We start from the raw sequence: 20,599 nt of genomic DNA on the forward strand, positions 1-20,599 counted from the left end.
TTTTGTTTAGCGACCATAGCACTGTGGTACCACCTGATCCCATTCCGAACTCAGAAGTGAAACGCAGTAGCGCCGATGGTAGTGTGGGAGTTCCCATGTGAGAGTAGGACATTGCTAAACTTCTATTAAGAAAAGCCCGATTCGAAAGAGTCGGGCTTTTTGCTTTGTGGTTTTTAAAGAATTTATAAAACGCAGTAGCAGGATAATTAACGACAGTAGCGCCGATGGTAGTGTGACTTATGTTGCAGATAAGCCCATGTGAAAGCGCAGCGAGACATTGCTAAACTTCTATTAAGGAAAGCCCGATTCGAAAGAGTCGGGCTTTTTGCTTTGTGGCTTTTAAAGAATTTATAAAACGCAGTAGCAGGATAATAAACGATAGTAGCGCCGATGGTAGTGTGACTTATGTTGCAGATAAGCCCATGTGAAAGCGCAGCGAGACATTGCTAAACTTCTATTAAGAAAAGCCCGATTCGAAAGAGTCGGGCTTTTTGCTTTGTGGCTTTTAAAGAATTTATAAAACGCAGTAGCAGGATAATAAACGATAGTAGCGCCGATGGTAGTGTGACTTATGTTGCAGATAAGCCCATGTGAAAGCGCAGCGAGACATTGCTAAACTTCTATTAAGAAAAGCCCGATTCGAAAGAGTCGGGCTTTTTGCTTTGTAGTTTTTAAAGTTATGCGTCAAACGATCTAGCGTTTGTCGTTTTTAAATCAAAATGTTTTACGGCATTAGTACACCCTTGCACATCATGGTAGTAGTTTTACTAAAAATTACGCTTTGACTCTCATAGAACCCTTTATATTATCAACTACGTCTTATTAGCTGATATGATTTACCTAATTATAGAAAGGTATTTTATATGTTCAGTGTAGAGGGGGGGGTCAATATTTAGTCTGGTTTCCCTTTTGTTAAATGTAATAAATTGTTATTTAAGATCTTCTGTGTAGCGCATTTTAAGATAATCGAAAAATTTTAGAGTAGATAACTATTTAATAACATTTTTAGCCCTTGAATTTGCTTGTAGAGCGCTTATTTTTAAATGTTATATAGACTATTATCTGTTGATATATTTTTATTATGAATATGGGTTATTGACTTAAATAAAGGGCTTTAGGCTGTGTAATATCTTGCAAAAAAAGACAAGTTAAGTATACTTGCGCAAACTTTTTAGCGTTAAAGTTTTTACTTTAAATAAACTGTAAGTCATACGATGTTTTTCGTAATGATTTAATGCAATTACTATGAATAATAAACTAACAGGGCCAGGGCGAATTTTTGCCTATAAACAATGTGCTCTTATCAGTATTTTAGTATTGCTCTGTTCGCTATTATTGTATGTTTTTCTAGGGAAGACCACGGCGATATCTGCGTTAGTAGGTGGTGCGATTGGTGTTTTACCTAATATATTATTTGCCTATAAAGCGTTTAAATACGCTGGGGCTAAGTCGTCAAAAAAGGTTGTAGAATCTTTTTTTAGCGGCGTAAAATTAAAAATGGCTTTAACGGCTTTTCTGTTTGCACTAGCATTTAAATTTTTAGTGATCGTACCGTTACCATTTTTTGCAATGTTTTGTTTAGTTATGGCGATGCCGTTAGTAACTCCGTTTGTTATTAAGCATGAGTCGTAATTTAAGAATTTTTTTTAAACTTTAATCATTGGGATAATTAATATGGCTTCAGGTGCTGAATTAACAAGCCAAGAATATATTAAACATCACCTTCAGAATCTAACTGTGGGCGAGGGCTTTTGGGCTCTCCACATAGATACTTTAGGCTGGTCTATATTTTTGGGCTTAGTTTTTCTTTTATCATTTCGTTCGGTAGCAAAAAAGGCGACTACGGGTGTTCCCGGTAAGTGGCAATGTGCAGTTGAAATGATTGTTGAATTTGTAGATGACAGTGTTAAAAGCACTTTCCATGGTAAAAACCCGGTTATTGCGCCATTAGCGTTAACCATTTTTGTATGGGTTTTATTAATGAATGCAATGGACTGGGTTCCTGTAGATTTAATACCAACAATATTTAGCTGGTTTGGCGTTGAGTACATGAAAGCTGTACCAACAACCGATCCAAATATGACCTTTGCTTTAGCATTAGGTGTATTTATCTTAATTATTTACTATTCAATTAAAGTGAAAGGCATTGGTGGCTTCATTAAAGAGCTTACTACACAGCCTTTTGGTCACTGGTCATTATACCCAGTAAACTTTATTCTTGAGATGGTTACCTTATTAGCACGCCCATTATCACTTGCCCTACGTTTGTTCGGTAACTTATATGCGGGTGAGTTAATTTTCTTACTGATAGCAACAATTGGTTTGTTCCAGTTGCCAGTACATTTCTTATGGGCTGCATTCCACTTGTTGGTTATCCCATTACAGGCGTTTATTTTCATGATGCTAACGATTCTATATTTGAGTCTAGCTCACGAAGATCACTAGTTTTTTTAACCTTAAATTTTTAACTTTATAACTTTAAATAATCGGAGATAAATATGTTATATATCGCTGTTGCGTTACTTATCGGTCTAGGTGCACTTGGTACTGCGATTGGTTTTGGTCTTTTAGGTGGCAAGTTCTTAGAATCTGCTGCTCGTCAACCAGAATTAGCCCCACAACTTCAAGTAAAAATGTTCATCGTAGCGGGTCTTATCGATGCTATCGCGATGATCGGTGTTGCGATTGGCTTATACCTATTATTCGCAGTTGGTGCTTAATTTTTTAAGTCCATTGTTTAATCGCGAATTTTAATAGGAGGTACACAAATGAATATTAACATGACCCTTTTTGGTGAATTGATTGCATTTGTCGTATTTGTAATATTCTGTATGAAGTATGTCTGGCCACCGATTATTGGTGCCATTGAAGCTCGTCAAGCAACTATTGCTGATGGACTTGCTGCTTCAGACCGTGCTGCTAAAGATCTTGAGCTTGCTCAAGAGAAAGCGAAAGCTCAATTAAAAGAAGCTAAAGTTCAAGCTGCCTCTATCGTAGAAGCCGCTAAGAAACATGAAGCTAAAGTAATTGAAGAAGCTGCAGGCAAAGCACAAGTAGAGAAAGATCGTATCTTAGCTACTGGTCACGCAGAAATTGAAACTGAACGTAACCGAGCTAAAGAAGAACTGCGCGCACAAGTTGCACTTCTTGCTGTTGCCGGTGCCGAGAAAATTCTTGAGCGTTCAATTGATGCCGCTGCACATAGCGACATCTTAGACAAACTCGTCGCTGAACTTTAAGAGGAAAGAGCTATGTCTGAATTGACAACTGTCGCTCGTCCTTACGCTAAAGCAGCGTTCGATTTTGCTGTTGAAGCTAAAGCACTTGATAGCTGGGTTGACCAGCTAACTTTTGCTGCTGAAGTTGCTAAAGATGATACTGTTAAAGGTTATTTATCTGGTGGCACTTCAGTTGAGCTAGCACAAACGTTATTTTTAAATGTTTGTGGTGAGCAAGTAGACAGCCAAGGTCAAAACTTTTTAAAGTTATTGGCCGAAAACGAACGTTTGTTGGTGCTACCACAAATTCTTGAACAATTTTTAGCGCTTAAAGCTGAATTTGAACAAGAAGTCACTGTGGATGTAACCTCAGCTGTAGATGTTACAGCAGAGCAAAAAACAACATTAAGCGCCGCGCTTGAAAAGCGCTTGGCACGTAAAGTTAAGCTTAATTGTTTTGTTGATGCGGGTATTGTTTCTGGCTTAATTATTAAAGCTGGTGACATGGTAATCGATGGCTCTATCAAAGGTAAACTGAGCCGTTTAGCAACAACATTACAATCTTAGATAAGGGAACAGAGCATGCAACTGAATTCCACTGAAATCGCTGAACTGATCAAGAATAGAATTGAACAGTTTAACGTTGTCAGCGAAGCTCGTAACGAAGGTACTATCGTTTCTGTAACAGATGGTATTATTCGTATCCATGGCCTTGCCGATGTAATGCAAGGTGAAATGATCGAACTTCCTGGTAGCCGTTTTGCTATCGCGTTAAACCTTGACCGTGATTCGGTAGGTGCGGTAGTAATGGGTCCTTACGCTGATTTAGCGGAAGGCCAAAAAGTTAAAGGTACTGGTCGTATTTTAGAAGTACCAGTAGGTCGTGGCTTATTAGGCCGCGTAGTTAACACATTAGGTGAACCAATTGATGGCAAAGGCCCAATTGAAAATGATGGCTTCTCTCCAGTAGAAGTTGTTGCACCAGGTGTTATCGACCGTAAATCAGTAGACCAACCAGTACAAACTGGTATTAAGTCTATTGACTCTATGATTCCAATTGGTCGTGGACAACGTGAATTAATCATTGGTGACCGTCAAATCGGTAAATCAGCGATTGCACTTGACGCGATTATTAACCAAAAGAACACAGGTATTAAGTGTGTATACGTAGCGATTGGCCAAAAAGCTTCTACTGTAGCGAACTTAGTTCGTAGCTTAGAAGAGCACGGCGCGTTATCAAACACTATTGTTGTTGTTGCATCAGCGTCTGAAGCGGCTGCATTACAATACTTAGCACCATACTCTGGTTGCTCTATGGGTGAATACTTCCGTGATCGCGGTGAAGACTCACTAATCGTATATGATGATTTGTCTAAGCAAGCTGTTGCTTACCGTCAAATTTCATTACTTTTACGTCGTCCGCCAGGTCGCGAAGCATACCCAGGTGACGTTTTCTATCTTCACAGTCGTTTATTAGAACGTGCTGCTCGTGTAAACGAAGCATACGTTGAAAAATTCACAAACGGTGAAGTTAAAGGTCAAACAGGTTCATTAACTGCTTTACCAATTATTGAAACGCAAGCGGGTGATGTATCTGCTTTCGTACCAACTAACGTAATCTCAATTACCGATGGTCAGATTTTCTTAGAATCTAACTTGTTTAACTCAGGTATTCGTCCTGCTGTTAACGCTGGTATTTCTGTATCTCGTGTTGGTGGTGCTGCACAAACGAAAATCATCAAGAAACTTGGTGGCGGTATTCGTCTAGCACTAGCTCAATATGCTGAATTAGCAGCATTTGCTCAGTTCGCATCAGATTTAGATGACGCGACTCGTGCTCAGTTAGAGCATGGTCAACGTGTTACTGAATTGATGAAGCAAAAGCAATACAGCCCATTATCAATTGCAGAAACAGCAGTTTCATTATTTGCTGCTGAAAAAGGTTTCTTAAACGACGTTGCGATAAACAAAGTTGTTGATTGTGAAGCTGCTTTACATGCATACATGAGCAATGAGCAAGCTGAGTTGATGGCTACTATCAACGAAAGCGGTGACTACAATAAAGATATCGAAGCTGGTTTGACTAAAGCACTTGAAACTTTCAAGTCTACGCAAAGCTGGTAATCGAGTCTCAATAAAGTAACCTTTTCGGAGAAGAGTCATGGCCGTTGGTAAAGAAATAAAAACCAAGATTTCGAGTGTTAAAAACACTCAAAAGATCACAAACGCTATGGAAATGGTAGCTGCTAGTAAAATGCGTAAAGCGCAAGATAGCATGGCAGCATCACGTCCATATGCGACAAATATACGAAATGTGATCGGTCATATCGCGCTTGGTAACTTAGAGTATCGTCATCCTTATATGGAAGAACGTGAAATTAAGCGTGTTGGCTATATTGTCGTCTCAACCGACCGTGGTTTGTGTGGTGGCTTAAATATTAACTTATTTAAGAAAGTACTTGCTGATGCTGCTAAAAAGCAAGCATCAGGTGCTGAAGTTGAATTTGGTGTTGTTGGCGCAAAAGCCACATCATTTTTCAACAACATGGGCGCTAAAGTAACCGCACAAATTTCAGGCTTAGGTGATAGCCCTTCACTAACCGACTTAGTTGGTAGTGTTCAGGTTATGCTTAAAGCTTATGATGACGGTGAAATTGATAAGCTATACGTTGTGTATAACAAATTTGTTAATACTATGACGCAAGAAGCGACAATGGATCAATTGTTACCTCTACCTAAATCAGATGACGAAGAAATTAGTCATCGTTGGGATTACATTTACGAACCTGACGCTAACGCTTTGTTAGATCAATTATTAGTTCGTTATATTGAATCTCAAGTATATCAGGGTGTTGTTGAAAACATAGCTTGTGAGCAAGCTGCTCGTATGGTTGCGATGAAAGCCGCAACAGATAACGCGGGTGAGTTAATCAAAGACCTTCAGTTGGTATACAACAAAGCGCGTCAAGCGGCAATCACTCAAGAATTGGGTGAAATTGTTGCAGGTGCTGCTGCAGTAGGGTAACGCTACATTTTAATAAAATGTAGATAACGAAAGTTTCGTAATTTAACGACAAGTTAGCTGAGCATAGCCCAGCTAAACTTAAATTAAGAGGAATAAACATGAGTACAGGTAAAGTCGTCCAAATCATTGGCGCAGTTGTGGATGTTGAATTTCCACAAGATGCCGTACCTCAGGTATATGACGCATTAAATGTAACCGAAGGTAACCTTGAAGGTTTAGTACTTGAAGTTCAACAGCAGCTAGGTGGCGGCGTTGTACGTACTATCGCAATGGGTACCTCTGACGGTTTGCGTCGTGGTCTGAATGTAGTTAATACAGGTCAAGGGATCCAAGTACCAGTTGGTGTTGAGACATTAGGTCGCATCATGAACGTATTAGGTGAGCCTATTGATGAAGCTGGCCCAATTGGCGAAAAAGACCGTTGGTCTATTCACCGTGAAGCTCCAGCCTACGCTGAACAATCAATGTCTAACGAATTGTTAGAAACAGGTATCAAAGTAATCGATTTAGTTTGTCCATTCGCTAAGGGTGGTAAAGTTGGTCTTTTCGGTGGTGCTGGTGTTGGTAAAACAGTAAACATGATGGAACTTATCCGTAACATCGCAATCGAGCACAGTGGTTACTCAGTATTTGCTGGTGTTGGTGAGCGTACACGTGAAGGTAACGATTTCTATCACGAAATGAACGACTCTAACGTACTTGATAAAGTATCGTTAGTTTACGGTCAAATGAACGAGCCTCCAGGAAACCGTTTACGTGTTGCCATGACAGGTTTAACTATGGCAGAAAAATTCCGTGACGAAGGTCGTGACGTATTATTCTTCGTAGATAACATTTACCGTTATACTCTTGCGGGTACTGAAGTATCAGCTCTACTTGGTCGTATGCCATCAGCGGTTGGTTACCAACCAACACTTGCTGAAGAAATGGGTATATTACAAGAGCGTATTACTTCGACAAATAAAGGTTCAATCACTTCAATCCAAGCGGTATACGTACCTGCGGATGATTTAACTGACCCTAGCCCAGCAACAACCTTTGCTCACTTAGATGCAACTGTTGTACTAAGTCGTGATATTGCTTCACAAGGTATTTACCCAGCTATCGATCCACTTGACTCTACTTCTCGTCAATTAGATCCGTTAGTTGTTGGTGCTGAGCACTACGAAACGGCACAAAGTGTTAAATCAACACTACAACGTTACAAAGAACTTAAAGATATCATCGCCATCTTAGGTATGGATGAGTTATCTGAAGAAGATAAGCTAACAGTATCTCGCGCACGTAAGATACAACGTTACTTATCTCAACCGTTCTTCGTTGCTGAAGTATTTACTGGTTCTCCAGGTAAATATGTATCATTAAAAGACACCATTGCTGGCTTTAAAGGCATTTTAGCAGGTGATTATGATGATATGCCTGAGCAAGCGTTCTACATGGTTGGTTCTATTGAAGAAGCCGTAGAGAAAGCGAACAAGATGTAATCATCTAGTAAGTATCTAAACCGCTGTTTAGATACTTACGCTAATTGAGGTCGAGTCAAATGGCATTATTTACTGTAAATCTAAATGTTGTTAGTGCAGAGGAAAGCTTATTTTCTGGTAGCATTAAATCATTACAGATCACAGGTAGTGAAGGTGAGCTAGGTATTATGCCTGGTCATGCACCTTTATTGACCTCACTAAAACCAGGTATGGCATTAATCACTAAGGAAGATGGTACTGAAGAAGTTATCTATCTTTCAGGTGGTATGCTAGAAGTTCAACCAAATAACGTTATTGTGTTAGCTGATGTTGCTACACGTGCCGATGATTTGAACGAACAAGCTGCTCTTGAAGCTAAGCAACGTGCAGAAGAAAACATGAGTGCTAAAGGCATTGATGTAGACTATGCGGCAGTTGCTGCTGAATTAGCTCGCGCTGAAGCACAATTACGTGTTATTCAAGCAACTAGCAAGAAAAGCTAAACACTTGTTTTAGTGGTTATAGATTTTAAAACGGCGCTTATCGTAAGATAAGCGCCGTTTTTGATCACAGTTATTTAATTTCAATTATTTAGTTATCAGGAAGCTCTACTATTCTCCAGTAGTGATCTAATAGCTTAACCAGTTCATCAAAACCGTGCTGTAACTTTTCCTTAACAATATAACCTGCAATATTTTTATCGTAAGCAGCAAGCTTGTCCTCATCATCTTTACTGGTTGTTAAGACAAAAACAACGCTATTTTTTAGGTTTTTATCATTACGTAGTTCGGCTAATAATTCTAATCCGCCCATTCTTGGCATATTAAGATCTAATAGCATTATATAAGGTTTATCAATAGAGCCGCTTTTTAACAATTCTAAGGCTATAACACCATCTTTAGCACGTACGATAGGGTTACCAATTTTAAGCTTCTTAAATGCTCTTTCTACACCCATTGCATCTATATCATCATCTTCTACTAGCAATATTGTGGCAGGTTTATAATTATTATCACTCATTGTTACTCCATGATGTATTCACATTAATAAAGGCAACTAATAGAGAGAGGTTTATGCGTCTAAACACAGTTATTTATCCAATAGCTAGAGGTGAGTTTATTATCTCTAGTTAGGTTATTTAGGCCAAGTAAAAGTAAAGCAACTGCCACTTTCTCCATCAGAAGTCACCTTTATTGCACACTTCTTATAGTCGAGCAATTTTTTAATGATAGAAAGACCCATACCACTACCTTCTACTTCATCTCTAGGTCTAAGTGTTTTGAACAAGTCAAAAATCTTCTCGTGATGTTTTTCAGGAATACCTAAGCCATCATCTTCAACTGAAAACTGATAATAAGTGGGGTATTCTTGAGCTGTAATGTTGATACAGAGTTGGTCGCTATCTCTATGCTTAATAGCATTACTAATTAAGTTACGAAGGATAATTTCTAGTGGTAGTAAATCTGTAGATATATCTTCTAATGAACCTTGGTAAGTAATTGAAATACCTTGAGGAGGGCTTTGTAAATCAAATATAGATAAAACCAACTCGTTAATATTAACCGTTTGAATATCGCCTAGGTTACGACTGATACGAGCATATGTTAATAAGTCTTCTAATAATTTCTCTAAACGAGAGGTTCTGTTCATTAATAATGCTAAGTTATTTTTAGTGTCTTGTGTCGCAAAATCAGCAGTATCTTCTTCAATCCAAGAGGCAAGCTGCATTATACCTCTAAGTGGTGCTTTTAAATCATGAGAGGCGACATATGCAAAGTCATGTAATTCCTTGTTACTACGTTTTAGTTCATCAGTAATTTGAACATGTTCGCTTATATCAATAACGGTAGCGAGTATTTTAAAGTTATCCCCTTCTTTGAATTGTGCCAAACCAATTTCAGCAGGGAACTCCTCACCTTTTTTTGTTAAGCCAAAGACTTCTCTGTTTAACCCCATTTGCCTATTTGACGGGTTCTTATTAAAACCTTCACGAAGCTTAGGGTGTTGTTGTTGAAATCGCTTTGGGATCAGCATATCAATTTTTTGATTAATTAACTCATGACTTTTATAACCAAATAATAATTCTGTTTGTGGGTTTATCTTTTCTATTTCCCCCTGCTTATTGGTAATAATCATTCCACAAGGAGCTGATTCGATTATATGCTTATAATGCTTTTCACTTATTGCGAGTGTTTTAGCAATACTATTCGCTTTTTGTTGAGATCGTATCAAGGTAATAAAAACAAGTAACAACAAGCTATTAATAATAATACCACTACCTAAAATAATAAGAGGTTGGCTTGAATGTGTGGCTTTTTTAAAAGAAAGCGCAGTTTGCATGTTGAATGTCCATGGTCGACCATACATTTCCATGGTGATTTTTTTCTGAAAGAGGGGGTTGCCATCATAATTGTTATTGTCTGTGGTTAGTTCATTATAAAAGCTCTGATTACCGTCAAATAAACTAAATACTATATGCCTATTTTTTTGTTTAAGTGTCGCCTCCATTAGTTTGTTCATGATAAAAGGGGCATATATATGACCGACAAAATGTTTTTTACGCTGTTCCTGTGTTGTAAGATCGGTGGCATTATAAAATGGAATAAACTGCAAAAATCCAGGTGATTTTTCGGTATCTTGCACCAGCACTATGGGCGCGGTAATTTGCGTGGTAGCTGTATCCCTTGCTTTTATTGCAGCGGCTAGACGGTGTTCTTCAAAAGTAATATCTAATCCTACGGCTTTGTCATTATCCTGCAAGGGTTCTATATGAGTAATCGGCCAATACTCTTGTTTAGTATGTTGAGGATGAATATTGAAGTGGGCTCTATCTATACGTTGTTGTGCGATAAAATGCTCAACTTTGCTTTGAGGTAAGTAATAAATAACACCAATACCATTAATGCCAGGATAGGTCTCTGTTAGGTTCAATTGTTCAGAAAATGTCTTCCAATCGGTTATTAGCTCATTTTCGGGAATATTTTTGATAGTAGCCGCCCCAGCTTTTAAAGCGACTTCATAGTAAGACATTCTTTCGGATATTTGATCTAGTAGTTGCTTTGTTTCTACTTTAAATAATTCTAGTCGCTTTTCCTGAATTTGATTATCAGAAACCTTCCAAGCAATCAGGGTAAGTAAGAGTGAAGCGGATAATACTAACCAATGATACCAGTGTAACAACTTGTTCGGTTTATCAAGTTCTTCAGTCAATGGATATATCCTTTAATGTTTTTTAGCATGTTGATGGATATTTACAGATACTCTTTTTCAATATCATGCTGGCTTTTAGGGCGAGAATAATAATAACCTTGGGCACGACCAATATTGAGCTCTTGGCAAAATAGTGAGTGTTGTTTTGTTTCAACACCTTCAGCAATTACCCTCAAGCCTAATATACTTGCCATAGAAACAAGTCCTTTAACTAGGGCAATATTTCTGATGTCTTGACTATTAATAGGCATCAAGCTTTTATCAATTTTGACAATATCAATGGGGTGGTTACTTAAATGGGCAATAGAGGAATAGCCAGTACCAAAGTCATCTAATGACAAATGACAACCGCCTTCAGTTATGCTGGCAAGTATTTGACGCGAAGTCATGGAATCTTTGAGTAAAGTGGTTTCGGTTAACTCAATTTCAATTAAGTGTGCGGGTACATTATATTTTAATAAGCATTCGCTAATGGCTTCGACAACGGTAAAATCACCTATTTGTACGGCAGAAACGTTAATTGCCATCGTTAAGGGTTTTCGTCGTCCTTGGTTCCATTTTGATAAGGTGGATATCGCCTCTTCGATGACCCACAGGCCTATAGCTGAAATTTGCTGTGTTTCTTCTGCGATTTCAATAAATTCATCGGGCGTACGAATAACATCATTAATTTGCCAACGAATGAGCGCTTCAAATCCGGTCAAACTTTCATTGATGGGGTCAATTACTGGTTGATAAAATAATTTAAACTGCTGCTTATTAATAGCTTCTCGTAGTTCTAACTCAATTTTTAATCGCTGATGAAATTTTTGCTGCATTTCATCTTCAAAACAACAAATCTGATTACGACCTAGTTTTTTAGCACGATACATTGCGATATCGGCATACTTAAATAATTCTTCACTAGTCCTGCCATTACAGGGATGAAAAGCAACGCCAATACTGACGGTAGAGTTTATTGTAGAAGTAGAAATCTCAATTGATTCTTGCATTGCACTGATGATACGCTGAGCTACAAGTAAAGCTTGTTCATTGCTTTCGAGATTGCTAAGCGTTATTGCAAATTCATCACCGCCTAACCGTGAGAAAAGTTCATTTCCTCTCAAGCATCCTTTAATTTTAGAAACCGTCTTATTAAGTAAGCAGTCACCAACATCATGACCAAAGTTGTCATTTATTAATTTAAAGTTATCAATGTCGAGTAATAGTAATGCGAGTGTATGATTATTTCGTCGATTATTGGTTATCGCTAATTTTAACGACTCATCAAAGAAGTAGCGGTTGGGTAAGCCAGTTAACGAATCAGTTTCCGCGAGTTGCTTAACTTGTTGATATGTTTGAAATAGCTGTTTTTCTAGTTCATGTCGTGTTGTTGAGTGGAGTATTGCTCTTCGTAGTTTTTTTACAGAAACATCTGATTTTGTTAGAAAATCCTGAGCACCCGCTTTAATGCATTCTAAAGCAATATTCTCATCTTCAACGGTGCTCATCATTACGATAGCAGTCCCTGAGCCTTTAAATTCATTTCTAATGTCTAAAATCATTTCAATACCATCGCGTGCTGGCATTTTATAGTCCAGCAAAATAATATCAAAAGAGTGTTTTGAATATAATTCTAGTCCTTGATCAACAGTTACTGCCTCGACAATATTAACGTTTAAGTTACTTTTTTTTAAGGTACGAACAATGGCGGCTCTATCAACTTGATCATCATCTACTAACAATATATCCATATAACCCCTTTAGTATTCCTATTACTTGATATTTAACTACCAGTAATTTGTGCACTTTATGAGATGAACTGAAATACACAAAAAGAATAGTATCGCGTTGTTCACTATTTTTCAGAATACTTACAACTATAGATCATAAAAATATCAATGCAGGTAAATTTTCATATTACTATCAAACTCGTTTGCTAGCTTTAAAGCCGAAAGTTCTATTAAATGATCAGCATTGAATATTATGATTTGATTAATGAATTTAACGGCTTAGTTTTTGATTAGCCTTACAGTGATTTAAATTGTGTATTCAATTTAAAATTGATAATTCACACCAGCAGAGAACTGTTGCTCTCGACCTGCAACCATGCCATCAACACGACTAACTAAATAAAGCTCATCAGTAATGTTTTGACCATTAATATAAAGGGTTAGTTGCTCTGTTGGTCGATAATTAACGGTTAAGCTGAATATAGTATGTGAAGGAATTATGCCTTCTTCGCCACTCTCAGAGGGAATAGTGGTATTTGCTCCATCTACAAACTGCTCACTAACATAATTGAGTCCAATACGGGCATCAACAGTACCCTGTGCGGTTTCAAACCCTAATGCTAATGAAGCCATGTGTTTAGGTGCATACGGCAGGCGATTTCCAGCTTCAAATGATGCGCTTTTGATAATGTTTTCACTACTGTCGTCTCGTATTTCTTTTAAGCTGTTGAATTCAGCTAAAAATAAGTTTGTGTAATTACCTTGCAGGTAAACGTTGTATAGGGTTTTATAAAGATCGGCAAAATTCAGTTGTCCAGCAACTTCTAAACCTGCTTGGCGAGATTCGCCCGCATTGACGTAGCGACCACTGGTTGCTTGAACAACAATTTCATCAAAGTCAGTTAAAAACAAAGTGGTATCTAGGCTTATTGCGGTTATTTCAGTGCTCCTAAAACCGAACTCATAATTAGTACTTTGCTCTGGTTTAGTCGCTAAGTATGAAGCATCAGGGTTTTCGTCTTCAATATCTCGATTGGGTCTTGCAGGTGAAAAACCTTGGTGAACTCCTGCAAAAACTGTGCTGTTATTGTTTATTTCATATGTTGCACCAATACCTGGTAGTAATTCACTATGGCTTTGGGTATATCTTTTTTCTGGATTTGTAGGGGCTGCACCTTCGGTTCTTATATAGTCGGTGGTTGCGGTGATATCTTCTAAACGTAAACCAGGAGTAATTGTCCATGCACCTGCTTTAAAAGCATTTTTTATATAATATGAGCGTGCTGTTACATCAATTTGAATATGCTCTTGGTGCCAGCCTGCACGGTTATCGTCTTGATCAAAATCCGTGTAGGTTTTGGCAAAATCAAGCGATTGAAAGCGAGAATCATACCCTCTAAATTGATGGCGTTGAATATCTTCACGGTGATAACGAACACCAATAATTGCTTCACTGTCTGACCCTAACCATTGGTGATTAAAGGTGAGACGTGGCTCTATGCCCCAATAGTTATAATAACGTGGCCGCCAACGACCACCACAAATTTGTGAGTTATCTTCTGTTGCTGGCAACGCTCGGCGCGCACCAGGAACATCAGAAAGGTCATCAACGGTTGGGCAATATTCTATCGCTTCACCGGGGCCATTAATTTGTCGAAAAGAGGCACGGTCATTATCAACATGGTAAAACTGGCTCGATAGCACTACATCATTATTGATTTTGTAATCATGAATTAAGTGCAGAGTGTCACGTTGCTGAATAAAGCCATCAACTTTACCCGTTGGTGCTTGAAAAGGGTTTGTGGCATATTCTGCTTCAGATAGCCCAGTTTCTGAAATGTTAGAGTCTTCTTTAAATTGTGCGTACTTCGCGGTGATAGTGTGGCTATTATTGATATTCCACTGTCCTTTGAAGGAGAGCTCACTGATATCAAGCTGATGATTCTCGCGAATACCATCACCACTTTTATCTGTTGCACTGATCAGTATTCCACCTTTTTCACTACCTACACCCGCGCGGGCGTAAATGTTCTGAAACCCATTAGTGCCTAATTCAATATTTACGTTACCTGTTACACCTGATGTTGGTACAGGTGTAGTAACAAAGTTAATCATACCGCCAATAGTTTGTGGGCCATAAAGAACTTGGCCAGATCCTTTGACTACTTCGATATATTCAAGATTTTCTATTGGTGGAGAGTAATGGGCTGATGGATCACCATAAGGAGCCAAATATAGTGGCATACCGTCTTCCATTAACAGCGTTCGTGCACTGCGCCTAGGATTTAAACCACGCATACCAATATTTAAGTGAGTTGAAAATACATCTTCACCGACCACATTAATACCAGCAATATTCTCAAGCGCTTCTTTGATAGAGAAAGGACGTTGACGCTCTATTTCTTCTTTATTTAAGGCAACAATGGCACCAGCAATATTATTATGATTTGGTGAAATTATATGATTAATTGTAATGCGCTCTATCGCTTGTTCTTTATTGTTTTCTTGTTCTGTCGTGATTGTTTCTGCTTGTGTAGGCAGTTGAATACTTAAAGCGGTTATTAGAGCGAGAGAAATAGAGCTTAATTGCATAGAAAACTTACCGATATGTGAACAAAATATTGAACGTAAGCCACATTATAGTACATAGGTTGTTATGCATAATAGCGCCAAATACATTAATTACTAATGGTAAGATCAGTAGCATTTCATCCTGAGTTTCAACTAATAATTACGGTGCTATATTTCAGTGCTAGTAAAGTTAACTTATTCTTAGTTACAATAGTGCATTATAAAAATGCTAACTGAATGGATTTTCTATGTCGCTCTCTGTTGTTATTCTTGCTGCGGGTAAAGGTACCCGCATGCGCTCATCTCTACCTAAAGTACTGCACACTATTGCTGAAAAGCCAATGGTTAACCATGTTATTGATAGTGCTCGCCACTTAGGTGCCAGTAATATTTATGTTGTGTATGGTTTTGGTGGGGATATTTTAAAGCAACAAGTTACCGGTGATGATTTAACTTTTGTTGAACAAACAGAACAGTTAGGTACAGGCCATGCGGTTGATCAGGCCTCACCTTTTTTAAATGACGATGAAGATGTGTTAGTGCTTTATGGTGATGTGCCACTAACGAAAGTGTCTACTTTAGAAAGCTTATTAGCGGCAAAGCCTGATAATGGTATAGCGTTATTAACTGTGCATTTAGCCAACCCAAATGGTTATGGTCGCATTGTTCGTGACTTCTCCAGCAATGAAAATGGCACGGTTGTAGGTATTATTGAGCAAAAAGATGCTAACGATGAACAGCTAAAAATTAATGAAGCCAATACTGGCATACTATTGGCCAATGGTGGTGACTTAAAGCGTTGGTTAAGTGGGCTTTCTAACGACAATGCCCAAGGTGAATATTACCTTACGGATATTATTGCCAGTGCTCATCAAGAGGGCAAACTTATTGCCACTGCGCACCCTGACACTGAAATTGAAGTTGAAGGCGCTAATAATCGCGTACAACTCGCTGCCTTAGAGCGCGCATTTCAAGCCCGCGTCGCTGAAGAATTAATGATTGCTGGCGCTAGTTTACGTGATCCTGCGCGTATTGATGTTCGTGGTAACTTAACCGTGGGCGCTGAAGTTGTTATTGATGTGAATTGTATTTTCAATGGAGATGTTAGCTTAGCAGATGGCGTGGTTATTGGAGCCAACTGTATTATTACTAATAGTATTATTGCTGAGAATACCGTGATTAAGCCTAATAGTATTATTGAAAATGCAACTATTGCACGCGATTGTAGTGTTGGCCCGTTTGCCCGAATTCGTCCTGGCTCAGTTATGCAACAAAATACCCATATTGGCAACTTTGTTGAAATGAAAAACACCACGCTTGGTGAGGGTAGTAAAGCAGGTCATTTAAGCTATTTGGGTGATACCATTATTGGTACTAACGTAAACATTGGCGCAGGTACTATTACTTGTAACTATGACGGCGTGAATAAATCAAAAACGGTAATTGGTGACCATGCTTTTATCGGATCAAACAGTTCATTGGTGGCGCCCGTTACTATTGGTAATAATACTACGGTTGGTGCTGGCTCAGTAATTAGCAAAGACGTAGATAACGACCATTTAGCCATTGCCCGTACTAAACAGCGTAATATTGAAGGTTGGCAGCGACCAGTGAAAAAATAGCTGCTAATATATAGGTATGCTAAACAAATAAGGTTAGCTCCGTTATGCCATTAAAAGTAATCATAATATTATTATTGTTTACGACACAGCCTGGTTACTCTGTTGCTGCTAGCAGAGAATCGTCTGAGTTAATGGTAGTTGCCAATACTAACTCTTTGCTTCAATACCAAGATGATGGTGTAAACAAAGGTCCTAGCATTGAAATTTTAAATGGTATTTTAACAGAGGCACAGCTGCAAGCGGATGTGTCTTTTATGCCATGGGCTAGAGCCTTTTCAATTGCCAACAACAGACCTAATACCTTAATTTTAAGTATGATAAGAACGGCGGAACGAGAAAGCAGTTTTTATTGGTTACTTAAGGTTAGTCATATTGTTCGTGTTTTTATCTCATTAAAAAGCAAGCCCGAAAATTATGTTGACTCGATTGAGCAAGCTAAGCAAAAAATTATTGCGGTGATTCTAGACTCTGCTGCCCATAAAGAGCTGACCATTGCGGGTTTTTCTGAGCAAGAAAACCTCTATATCGTCTCATCTGACGAACAAATGGTGAAGTTGTTAGCTACGGGCCGTGTTGATTTGGTTTACACCGATCCTAATAATGTTACCAGCTATCTGAAAAAAATTAATATGCCACATGTTGAAATTCGCTATAAAGAAATTTCAGTACAAAATCAGCGTAATGGCTATATCGGTTTAAGTATCAATAGCGATAAAGAAATTGTAGAACAATTACAACAAGCGGCAAAAAGATTTAGTAAAACCACCGAGTACACCTCACTACTGCTTCAGTAACTTACCTCACCTTAAATATCTCTTCAACCTAGCTCAGGTTAAATAATAAACTCATCTCATGCTGGTTTTGATGTTCACTGCGTTGAACTTACCTGCTATCGCTAGTTATAGCGTCTTCATCATACCCCCAGGTAGTTAAAGATTAATTGCATTATCTTTCGAAATGAAACACAATATAATCAAAGTGAAAGTTAACTGAAGATTTATTGATTAACCATGTCTAAAAGAAATACCCAACAACGTCGCCATAATATTATTTTAGATCTTAATATTCATGGTGAAGTTAGTGTAGAAGCACTTGCTAAGCATTTTGAAACATCAGAAGTGACTATCAGAAAAGATCTCGCTGCCCTAGAAAACAGCGGATTGCTGTTAAGGCGTTATGGCGGTGCTATCGCATTACCCAGTGAAATAACCGAAGTGAAAGCAGAAAAGCTTTCACAACAAAAGCGCGCTATTGCAAAAAAAGCTGCCATGCTCATTCGTGATCATAACCGTATTATTATTGATAGCGGTCAAACAACCTCTGCTTTAGTGGCTGAGCTTACCCATAAAAAAGGCTTAGTAGTGATGACTAACGCCTTAAGTATCGCAAATGAAATTCATGCCTTAGAAAATGAACCAACCTTATTGATGACCGGAGGCACTTGGGATGCTAATTCTGAAGCATTTCAAGGGCAAGTTGCTGAGCAAGTATTGCGCTCGTACGACTTTGATCAACTCTTTATTGGTGCAGATGGTATCGACATTGAGCGTGGTACTACCACGTTCAATGAACTTATTGGTTTGAGTCGCGTCATGGCTGAAGTGGCGCGTGAAGTGATTGTGATGATTGAGTCGGGGAAAATAGCGAAAAAAATTCCTAACCTCGAACTTGCTTGGGAGCATATTCATACTGTGATCACCGACGACGGCCTGTCTGATGAAATGCAAGCTGCATTAATAAATCAGGGCGTTAAGCTCATTGTTGCCTAAACTTAGTTATTAGTTTGGTATTCACCCCCTATTGAACAAGGAAAAATATTATGTGCGGTATAGTCGGTGCGGTAGCACAAAGAGATGTTGCAGACATTCTAATTGAAGGACTTAAACGTTTAGAATACCGAGGTTACGATTCAGCAGGTATTGCTGCTATTGATCAAAATAACCAACTTATTTATGCGAAACGCTTAGGTAAAGTGCAAGAATTAGCACAAGCTTTACAAGATAATCCATTAGAGGGGAGTACAGGTATAGCACATACGCGCTGGGCTACACATGGCTCACCAAGCGAAGTGAACGCTCACCCTCATATTTCTAATAGCACTATTGCCGTAGTACACAATGGTATTATTGAAAATCATCAAGCATTACGTAGTAAGTTACAAGGTTTAGGTTATGAGTTTTTATCGCAAACCGATACTGAGGTTATTACTCATCTTGTACATCATGAACTAAAAACAAATGATACGTTATTAAGTGCAGTGCAGCATGCGGTAAAACAGCTAGAAGGTGCTTACGGTACCGTTGTAATGGATAGTACCAATAAAAGTAGTGTAATAGTTGCCCGCTCAGGTAGCCCATTAGTGATTGGTCATGGTTTGGGGGAAAATTTTATCGCCTCAGACATAATGGCGTTATTACCAGTAACTCGTAAATTCTCTTATTTAGAAGAGGGCGATGTTGCCGAAGTTACTCGCTTTGCTGTGAATGTATTTGATATAAACGGTGTAGCGGTTGAGCGCCCAGCGAAAGAAGTTAATGTTTCGCATGATAGTGGTGATAAAGGTGAATATCGCCATTATATGCTTAAAGAAACATATGAGCAGCCAACCGCAATTCGTAATACTTTAGAAGGCCGTCTAGTCAATAATGAAATATGTACCCAAGCCTTTGGGGCTGGTGCAGACGAAATTTTTAAAACCATTGAACATGTACAAATAATTGCCTGTGGCACTAGTTATCATGCCGGTATGGTTGCTCGTTATTGGCTAGAGTCACTTGCAGGAGTTTCTTGTAATATTGAGATTGCCAGTGAGTTTCGTTATCGAAAATCATTTGTACCTAAAAACTCCTTGTTAGTCACTATTTCACAGTCTGGTGAAACCGCTGACACCTTAGCTGCGCTACGTTTAGCGAAAGAAATAGGTTATCAAGCTAGCTTAGTTATTTGTAATGTTGACGGCTCGTCATTAGTGCGTGAATCTGATCTCGCTTTTATGACTAAAGCTGGCGTTGAAATTGGCGTTGCATCGACTAAAGCATTTACAACACAACTGGTTGGCTTAATGTTAATGACACTCGCTATTGGCAAGCACCATGGCATGCCAGCAGATAAACAAGCTGAAATTGCTCAATCATTAATGTCACTACCAGCAAAACTTGATGAAGTATTAGCACTGGCAAGTGATATTGAAGACTTAGCGGAAGACTTTGCTGATAAACATCATGCTTTATTTTTAGGTCGTGGTGATCAATACCCAATAGCAATGGAGGGCGCACTAAAGCTAAAAGAAATCTCATACATACACGCCGAAGCTTATGCGGCTGGCGAATTAAAGCATGGCCCACTGGCATTAATTGACGCTGAAATGCCAGTAATCGTGGTAGCTCCAAAAAATGATTTAATTGAAAAATTAAAATCAAATGTTGAAGAAGTACGTGCTCGTGGTGGTTTAATGTATGTTTTTGCCGACAGTGAAGCTAACTTTGCTAGTGATGAAACTATGACCGTAATAAATGTCCCCGTATGTGATGATTTAATTGCGCCAATTGTTTACACCTTACCGCTACAGCTGCTTTCTTATTATGTTGCCATTATAAAAGGCACTGACGTTGACCAACCGCGTAATTTAGCGAAATCGGTTACTGTAGAGTAAGCGCTATCGATTTCAGCACAATATAGCTAGCTATGATTACCGAATAACGACCACCTTGTTTACGAGTGTAAGCAAGGTGGTTTTTTTATGCTGTTGTTATTACTTCAATGGCTATCTATATAAATC

At 38.5% G+C, this 20,599-nt stretch carries 17 protein-coding genes and 1 rRNA gene; 14 read left to right on the forward strand and 4 right to left on the reverse strand.

The genetic code is table 11. From position 1 onward, the window contains the following. Positions 1 to 5: 5 nt before the first annotated feature. The 10 genes from rrf (at position 6) to ABD005_RS03175 (ending at position 8,209) form a co-directional block, all read left to right on the forward strand. Positions 6 to 120, forward strand: a 5S ribosomal RNA gene (gene rrf, locus ABD005_RS03130). A 1,125-nt stretch (positions 121 to 1,245) separates the two neighbouring features. Then, positions 1,246 to 1,632: an ATP synthase subunit I gene (locus tag ABD005_RS03135; RefSeq protein ID WP_215978427.1), complete on the forward strand. Its 387-nt coding sequence runs from the start codon at positions 1,246 to 1,248 to the stop codon at positions 1,630 to 1,632. 42 nt (positions 1,633 to 1,674) lie between these two features. Further along, the gene (gene atpB, locus ABD005_RS03140) at positions 1,675 to 2,445 is read left to right on the forward strand and encodes a F0F1 ATP synthase subunit A (RefSeq protein ID WP_215978428.1); all 771 of its coding nucleotides are present in this window, start codon (positions 1,675 to 1,677) and stop codon (positions 2,443 to 2,445) included. Between the two features lie 53 nt (positions 2,446 to 2,498). Beyond that, positions 2,499 to 2,720, forward strand: a complete 222-nt coding sequence (atpE, locus tag ABD005_RS03145; protein WP_076417406.1) for a F0F1 ATP synthase subunit C — start codon at positions 2,499 to 2,501, stop codon at positions 2,718 to 2,720. 48 nt (positions 2,721 to 2,768) lie between these two features. Further along, positions 2,769 to 3,239, forward strand: coding sequence for a F0F1 ATP synthase subunit B (gene atpF / locus ABD005_RS03150; RefSeq protein WP_343814885.1), 471 nt, complete (start codon positions 2,769 to 2,771; stop codon positions 3,237 to 3,239). A gap of 12 nt (positions 3,240 to 3,251) precedes the next feature. Further along, positions 3,252 to 3,785, forward strand: a complete 534-nt coding sequence (atpH, locus tag ABD005_RS03155) for a F0F1 ATP synthase subunit delta (protein WP_215978430.1) — start codon at positions 3,252 to 3,254, stop codon at positions 3,783 to 3,785. 15 nt (positions 3,786 to 3,800) lie between these two features. Continuing rightward, entirely contained in the window at positions 3,801 to 5,342 is a 1,542-nt protein-coding gene (gene atpA, locus ABD005_RS03160; protein ID WP_215978431.1) for a F0F1 ATP synthase subunit alpha, read from the forward strand. 37 nt (positions 5,343 to 5,379) lie between these two features. After that, positions 5,380 to 6,243, forward strand: a complete 864-nt coding sequence (gene atpG, locus ABD005_RS03165; protein ID WP_215978432.1) for a F0F1 ATP synthase subunit gamma — start codon at positions 5,380 to 5,382, stop codon at positions 6,241 to 6,243. A gap of 98 nt (positions 6,244 to 6,341) precedes the next feature. Then, positions 6,342 to 7,727, forward strand: coding sequence for a F0F1 ATP synthase subunit beta (gene atpD / locus ABD005_RS03170; protein ID WP_215978433.1), 1,386 nt, complete (start codon positions 6,342 to 6,344; stop codon positions 7,725 to 7,727). Positions 7,728 to 7,786: 59 nt separating this feature from the next. Continuing rightward, on the forward strand, positions 7,787 to 8,209 hold the full coding sequence (locus ABD005_RS03175) for a F0F1 ATP synthase subunit epsilon (RefSeq protein WP_343814891.1): 423 nt from the start codon (positions 7,787 to 7,789) through the stop codon (positions 8,207 to 8,209). Between the two features lie 88 nt (positions 8,210 to 8,297). On the opposite strand, the gene ABD005_RS03180 is transcribed toward ABD005_RS03175, so the two are convergent. The 4 genes from ABD005_RS03180 to ABD005_RS03195 all read right to left on the reverse strand — a co-directional run bounded on the left by ABD005_RS03180 (position 8,298) and on the right by ABD005_RS03195 (position 15,220). Beyond that, entirely contained in the window at positions 8,298 to 8,726 is a 429-nt protein-coding gene (locus ABD005_RS03180) for a response regulator (protein ID WP_343814894.1), read from the reverse strand. Positions 8,727 to 8,840: 114 nt separating this feature from the next. Then, positions 8,841 to 10,916, reverse strand: coding sequence for a CHASE domain-containing protein (locus ABD005_RS03185; protein WP_343814897.1), 2,076 nt, complete (start codon positions 10,914 to 10,916; stop codon positions 8,841 to 8,843). A 41-nt stretch (positions 10,917 to 10,957) separates the two neighbouring features. Then, complete coding sequence (locus ABD005_RS03190) at positions 10,958 to 12,649, reverse strand: two-component system response regulator (RefSeq protein WP_343814900.1); 1,692 nt, start codon at positions 12,647 to 12,649, stop codon at positions 10,958 to 10,960. A gap of 303 nt (positions 12,650 to 12,952) precedes the next feature. Next, a complete protein-coding gene (locus tag ABD005_RS03195) occupies positions 12,953 to 15,220 on the reverse strand; it encodes a TonB-dependent receptor family protein (RefSeq protein ID WP_343814902.1) in 2,268 nt (755 codons plus the stop codon). Between the two features lie 227 nt (positions 15,221 to 15,447). Between ABD005_RS03195 and glmU the strand changes: the two genes are divergently transcribed. The 4 genes from glmU (at position 15,448) to glmS (ending at position 20,473) form a co-directional block, all read left to right on the forward strand. Continuing rightward, positions 15,448 to 16,821: a bifunctional UDP-N-acetylglucosamine diphosphorylase/glucosamine-1-phosphate N-acetyltransferase GlmU gene (gene glmU / locus ABD005_RS03200; RefSeq protein WP_343814904.1), complete on the forward strand. Its 1,374-nt coding sequence runs from the start codon at positions 15,448 to 15,450 to the stop codon at positions 16,819 to 16,821. Between the two features lie 44 nt (positions 16,822 to 16,865). Further along, positions 16,866 to 17,615: a substrate-binding periplasmic protein gene (locus ABD005_RS03205; RefSeq protein ID WP_343814906.1), complete on the forward strand. Its 750-nt coding sequence runs from the start codon at positions 16,866 to 16,868 to the stop codon at positions 17,613 to 17,615. Positions 17,616 to 17,831: 216 nt separating this feature from the next. After that, a complete protein-coding gene (locus ABD005_RS03210) occupies positions 17,832 to 18,590 on the forward strand; it encodes a DeoR/GlpR family DNA-binding transcription regulator (protein WP_215978441.1) in 759 nt (252 codons plus the stop codon). A 50-nt stretch (positions 18,591 to 18,640) separates the two neighbouring features. After that, positions 18,641 to 20,473, forward strand: coding sequence for a glutamine--fructose-6-phosphate transaminase (isomerizing) (gene glmS / locus ABD005_RS03215; protein ID WP_343814909.1), 1,833 nt, complete (start codon positions 18,641 to 18,643; stop codon positions 20,471 to 20,473). Positions 20,474 to 20,599 lie beyond the last annotated feature (126 nt).

Origin of the sequence: Colwellia asteriadis (assembly GCF_039523295.1) — a bacterium.
Taxonomy (GTDB): Bacteria; Pseudomonadota; Gammaproteobacteria; order Enterobacterales; family Alteromonadaceae; genus Colwellia; species Colwellia asteriadis.

Coding starts and splice junctions, on each gene's coding strand:
- ABD005_RS03135 (WP_215978427.1), top strand. CDS start 1,246: ATGAATAATAAACTAACAGGGCCAGGGCGAATTTTTGCCTATAAACAA.
- atpB (WP_215978428.1), top strand. CDS start 1,675: ATGGCTTCAGGTGCTGAATTAACAAGCCAAGAATATATTAAACATCAC.
- atpE (WP_076417406.1), top strand. CDS start 2,499: ATGTTATATATCGCTGTTGCGTTACTTATCGGTCTAGGTGCACTTGGT.
- atpF (WP_343814885.1), top strand. CDS start 2,769: ATGAATATTAACATGACCCTTTTTGGTGAATTGATTGCATTTGTCGTA.
- atpH (WP_215978430.1), top strand. CDS start 3,252: ATGTCTGAATTGACAACTGTCGCTCGTCCTTACGCTAAAGCAGCGTTC.
- atpA (WP_215978431.1), top strand. CDS start 3,801: ATGCAACTGAATTCCACTGAAATCGCTGAACTGATCAAGAATAGAATT.
- atpG (WP_215978432.1), top strand. CDS start 5,380: ATGGCCGTTGGTAAAGAAATAAAAACCAAGATTTCGAGTGTTAAAAAC.
- atpD (WP_215978433.1), top strand. CDS start 6,342: ATGAGTACAGGTAAAGTCGTCCAAATCATTGGCGCAGTTGTGGATGTT.
- ABD005_RS03175 (WP_343814891.1), top strand. CDS start 7,787: ATGGCATTATTTACTGTAAATCTAAATGTTGTTAGTGCAGAGGAAAGC.
- ABD005_RS03180 (WP_343814894.1), bottom strand. CDS start 8,726: ATGAGTGATAATAATTATAAACCTGCCACAATATTGCTAGTAGAAGAT.
- ABD005_RS03190 (WP_343814900.1), bottom strand. CDS start 12,649: ATGGATATATTGTTAGTAGATGATGATCAAGTTGATAGAGCCGCCATT.
- ABD005_RS03195 (WP_343814902.1), bottom strand. CDS start 15,220: ATGCAATTAAGCTCTATTTCTCTCGCTCTAATAACCGCTTTAAGTATT.
- glmU (WP_343814904.1), top strand. CDS start 15,448: ATGTCGCTCTCTGTTGTTATTCTTGCTGCGGGTAAAGGTACCCGCATG.
- ABD005_RS03205 (WP_343814906.1), top strand. CDS start 16,866: ATGCCATTAAAAGTAATCATAATATTATTATTGTTTACGACACAGCCT.
- ABD005_RS03210 (WP_215978441.1), top strand. CDS start 17,832: ATGTCTAAAAGAAATACCCAACAACGTCGCCATAATATTATTTTAGAT.
- glmS (WP_343814909.1), top strand. CDS start 18,641: ATGTGCGGTATAGTCGGTGCGGTAGCACAAAGAGATGTTGCAGACATT.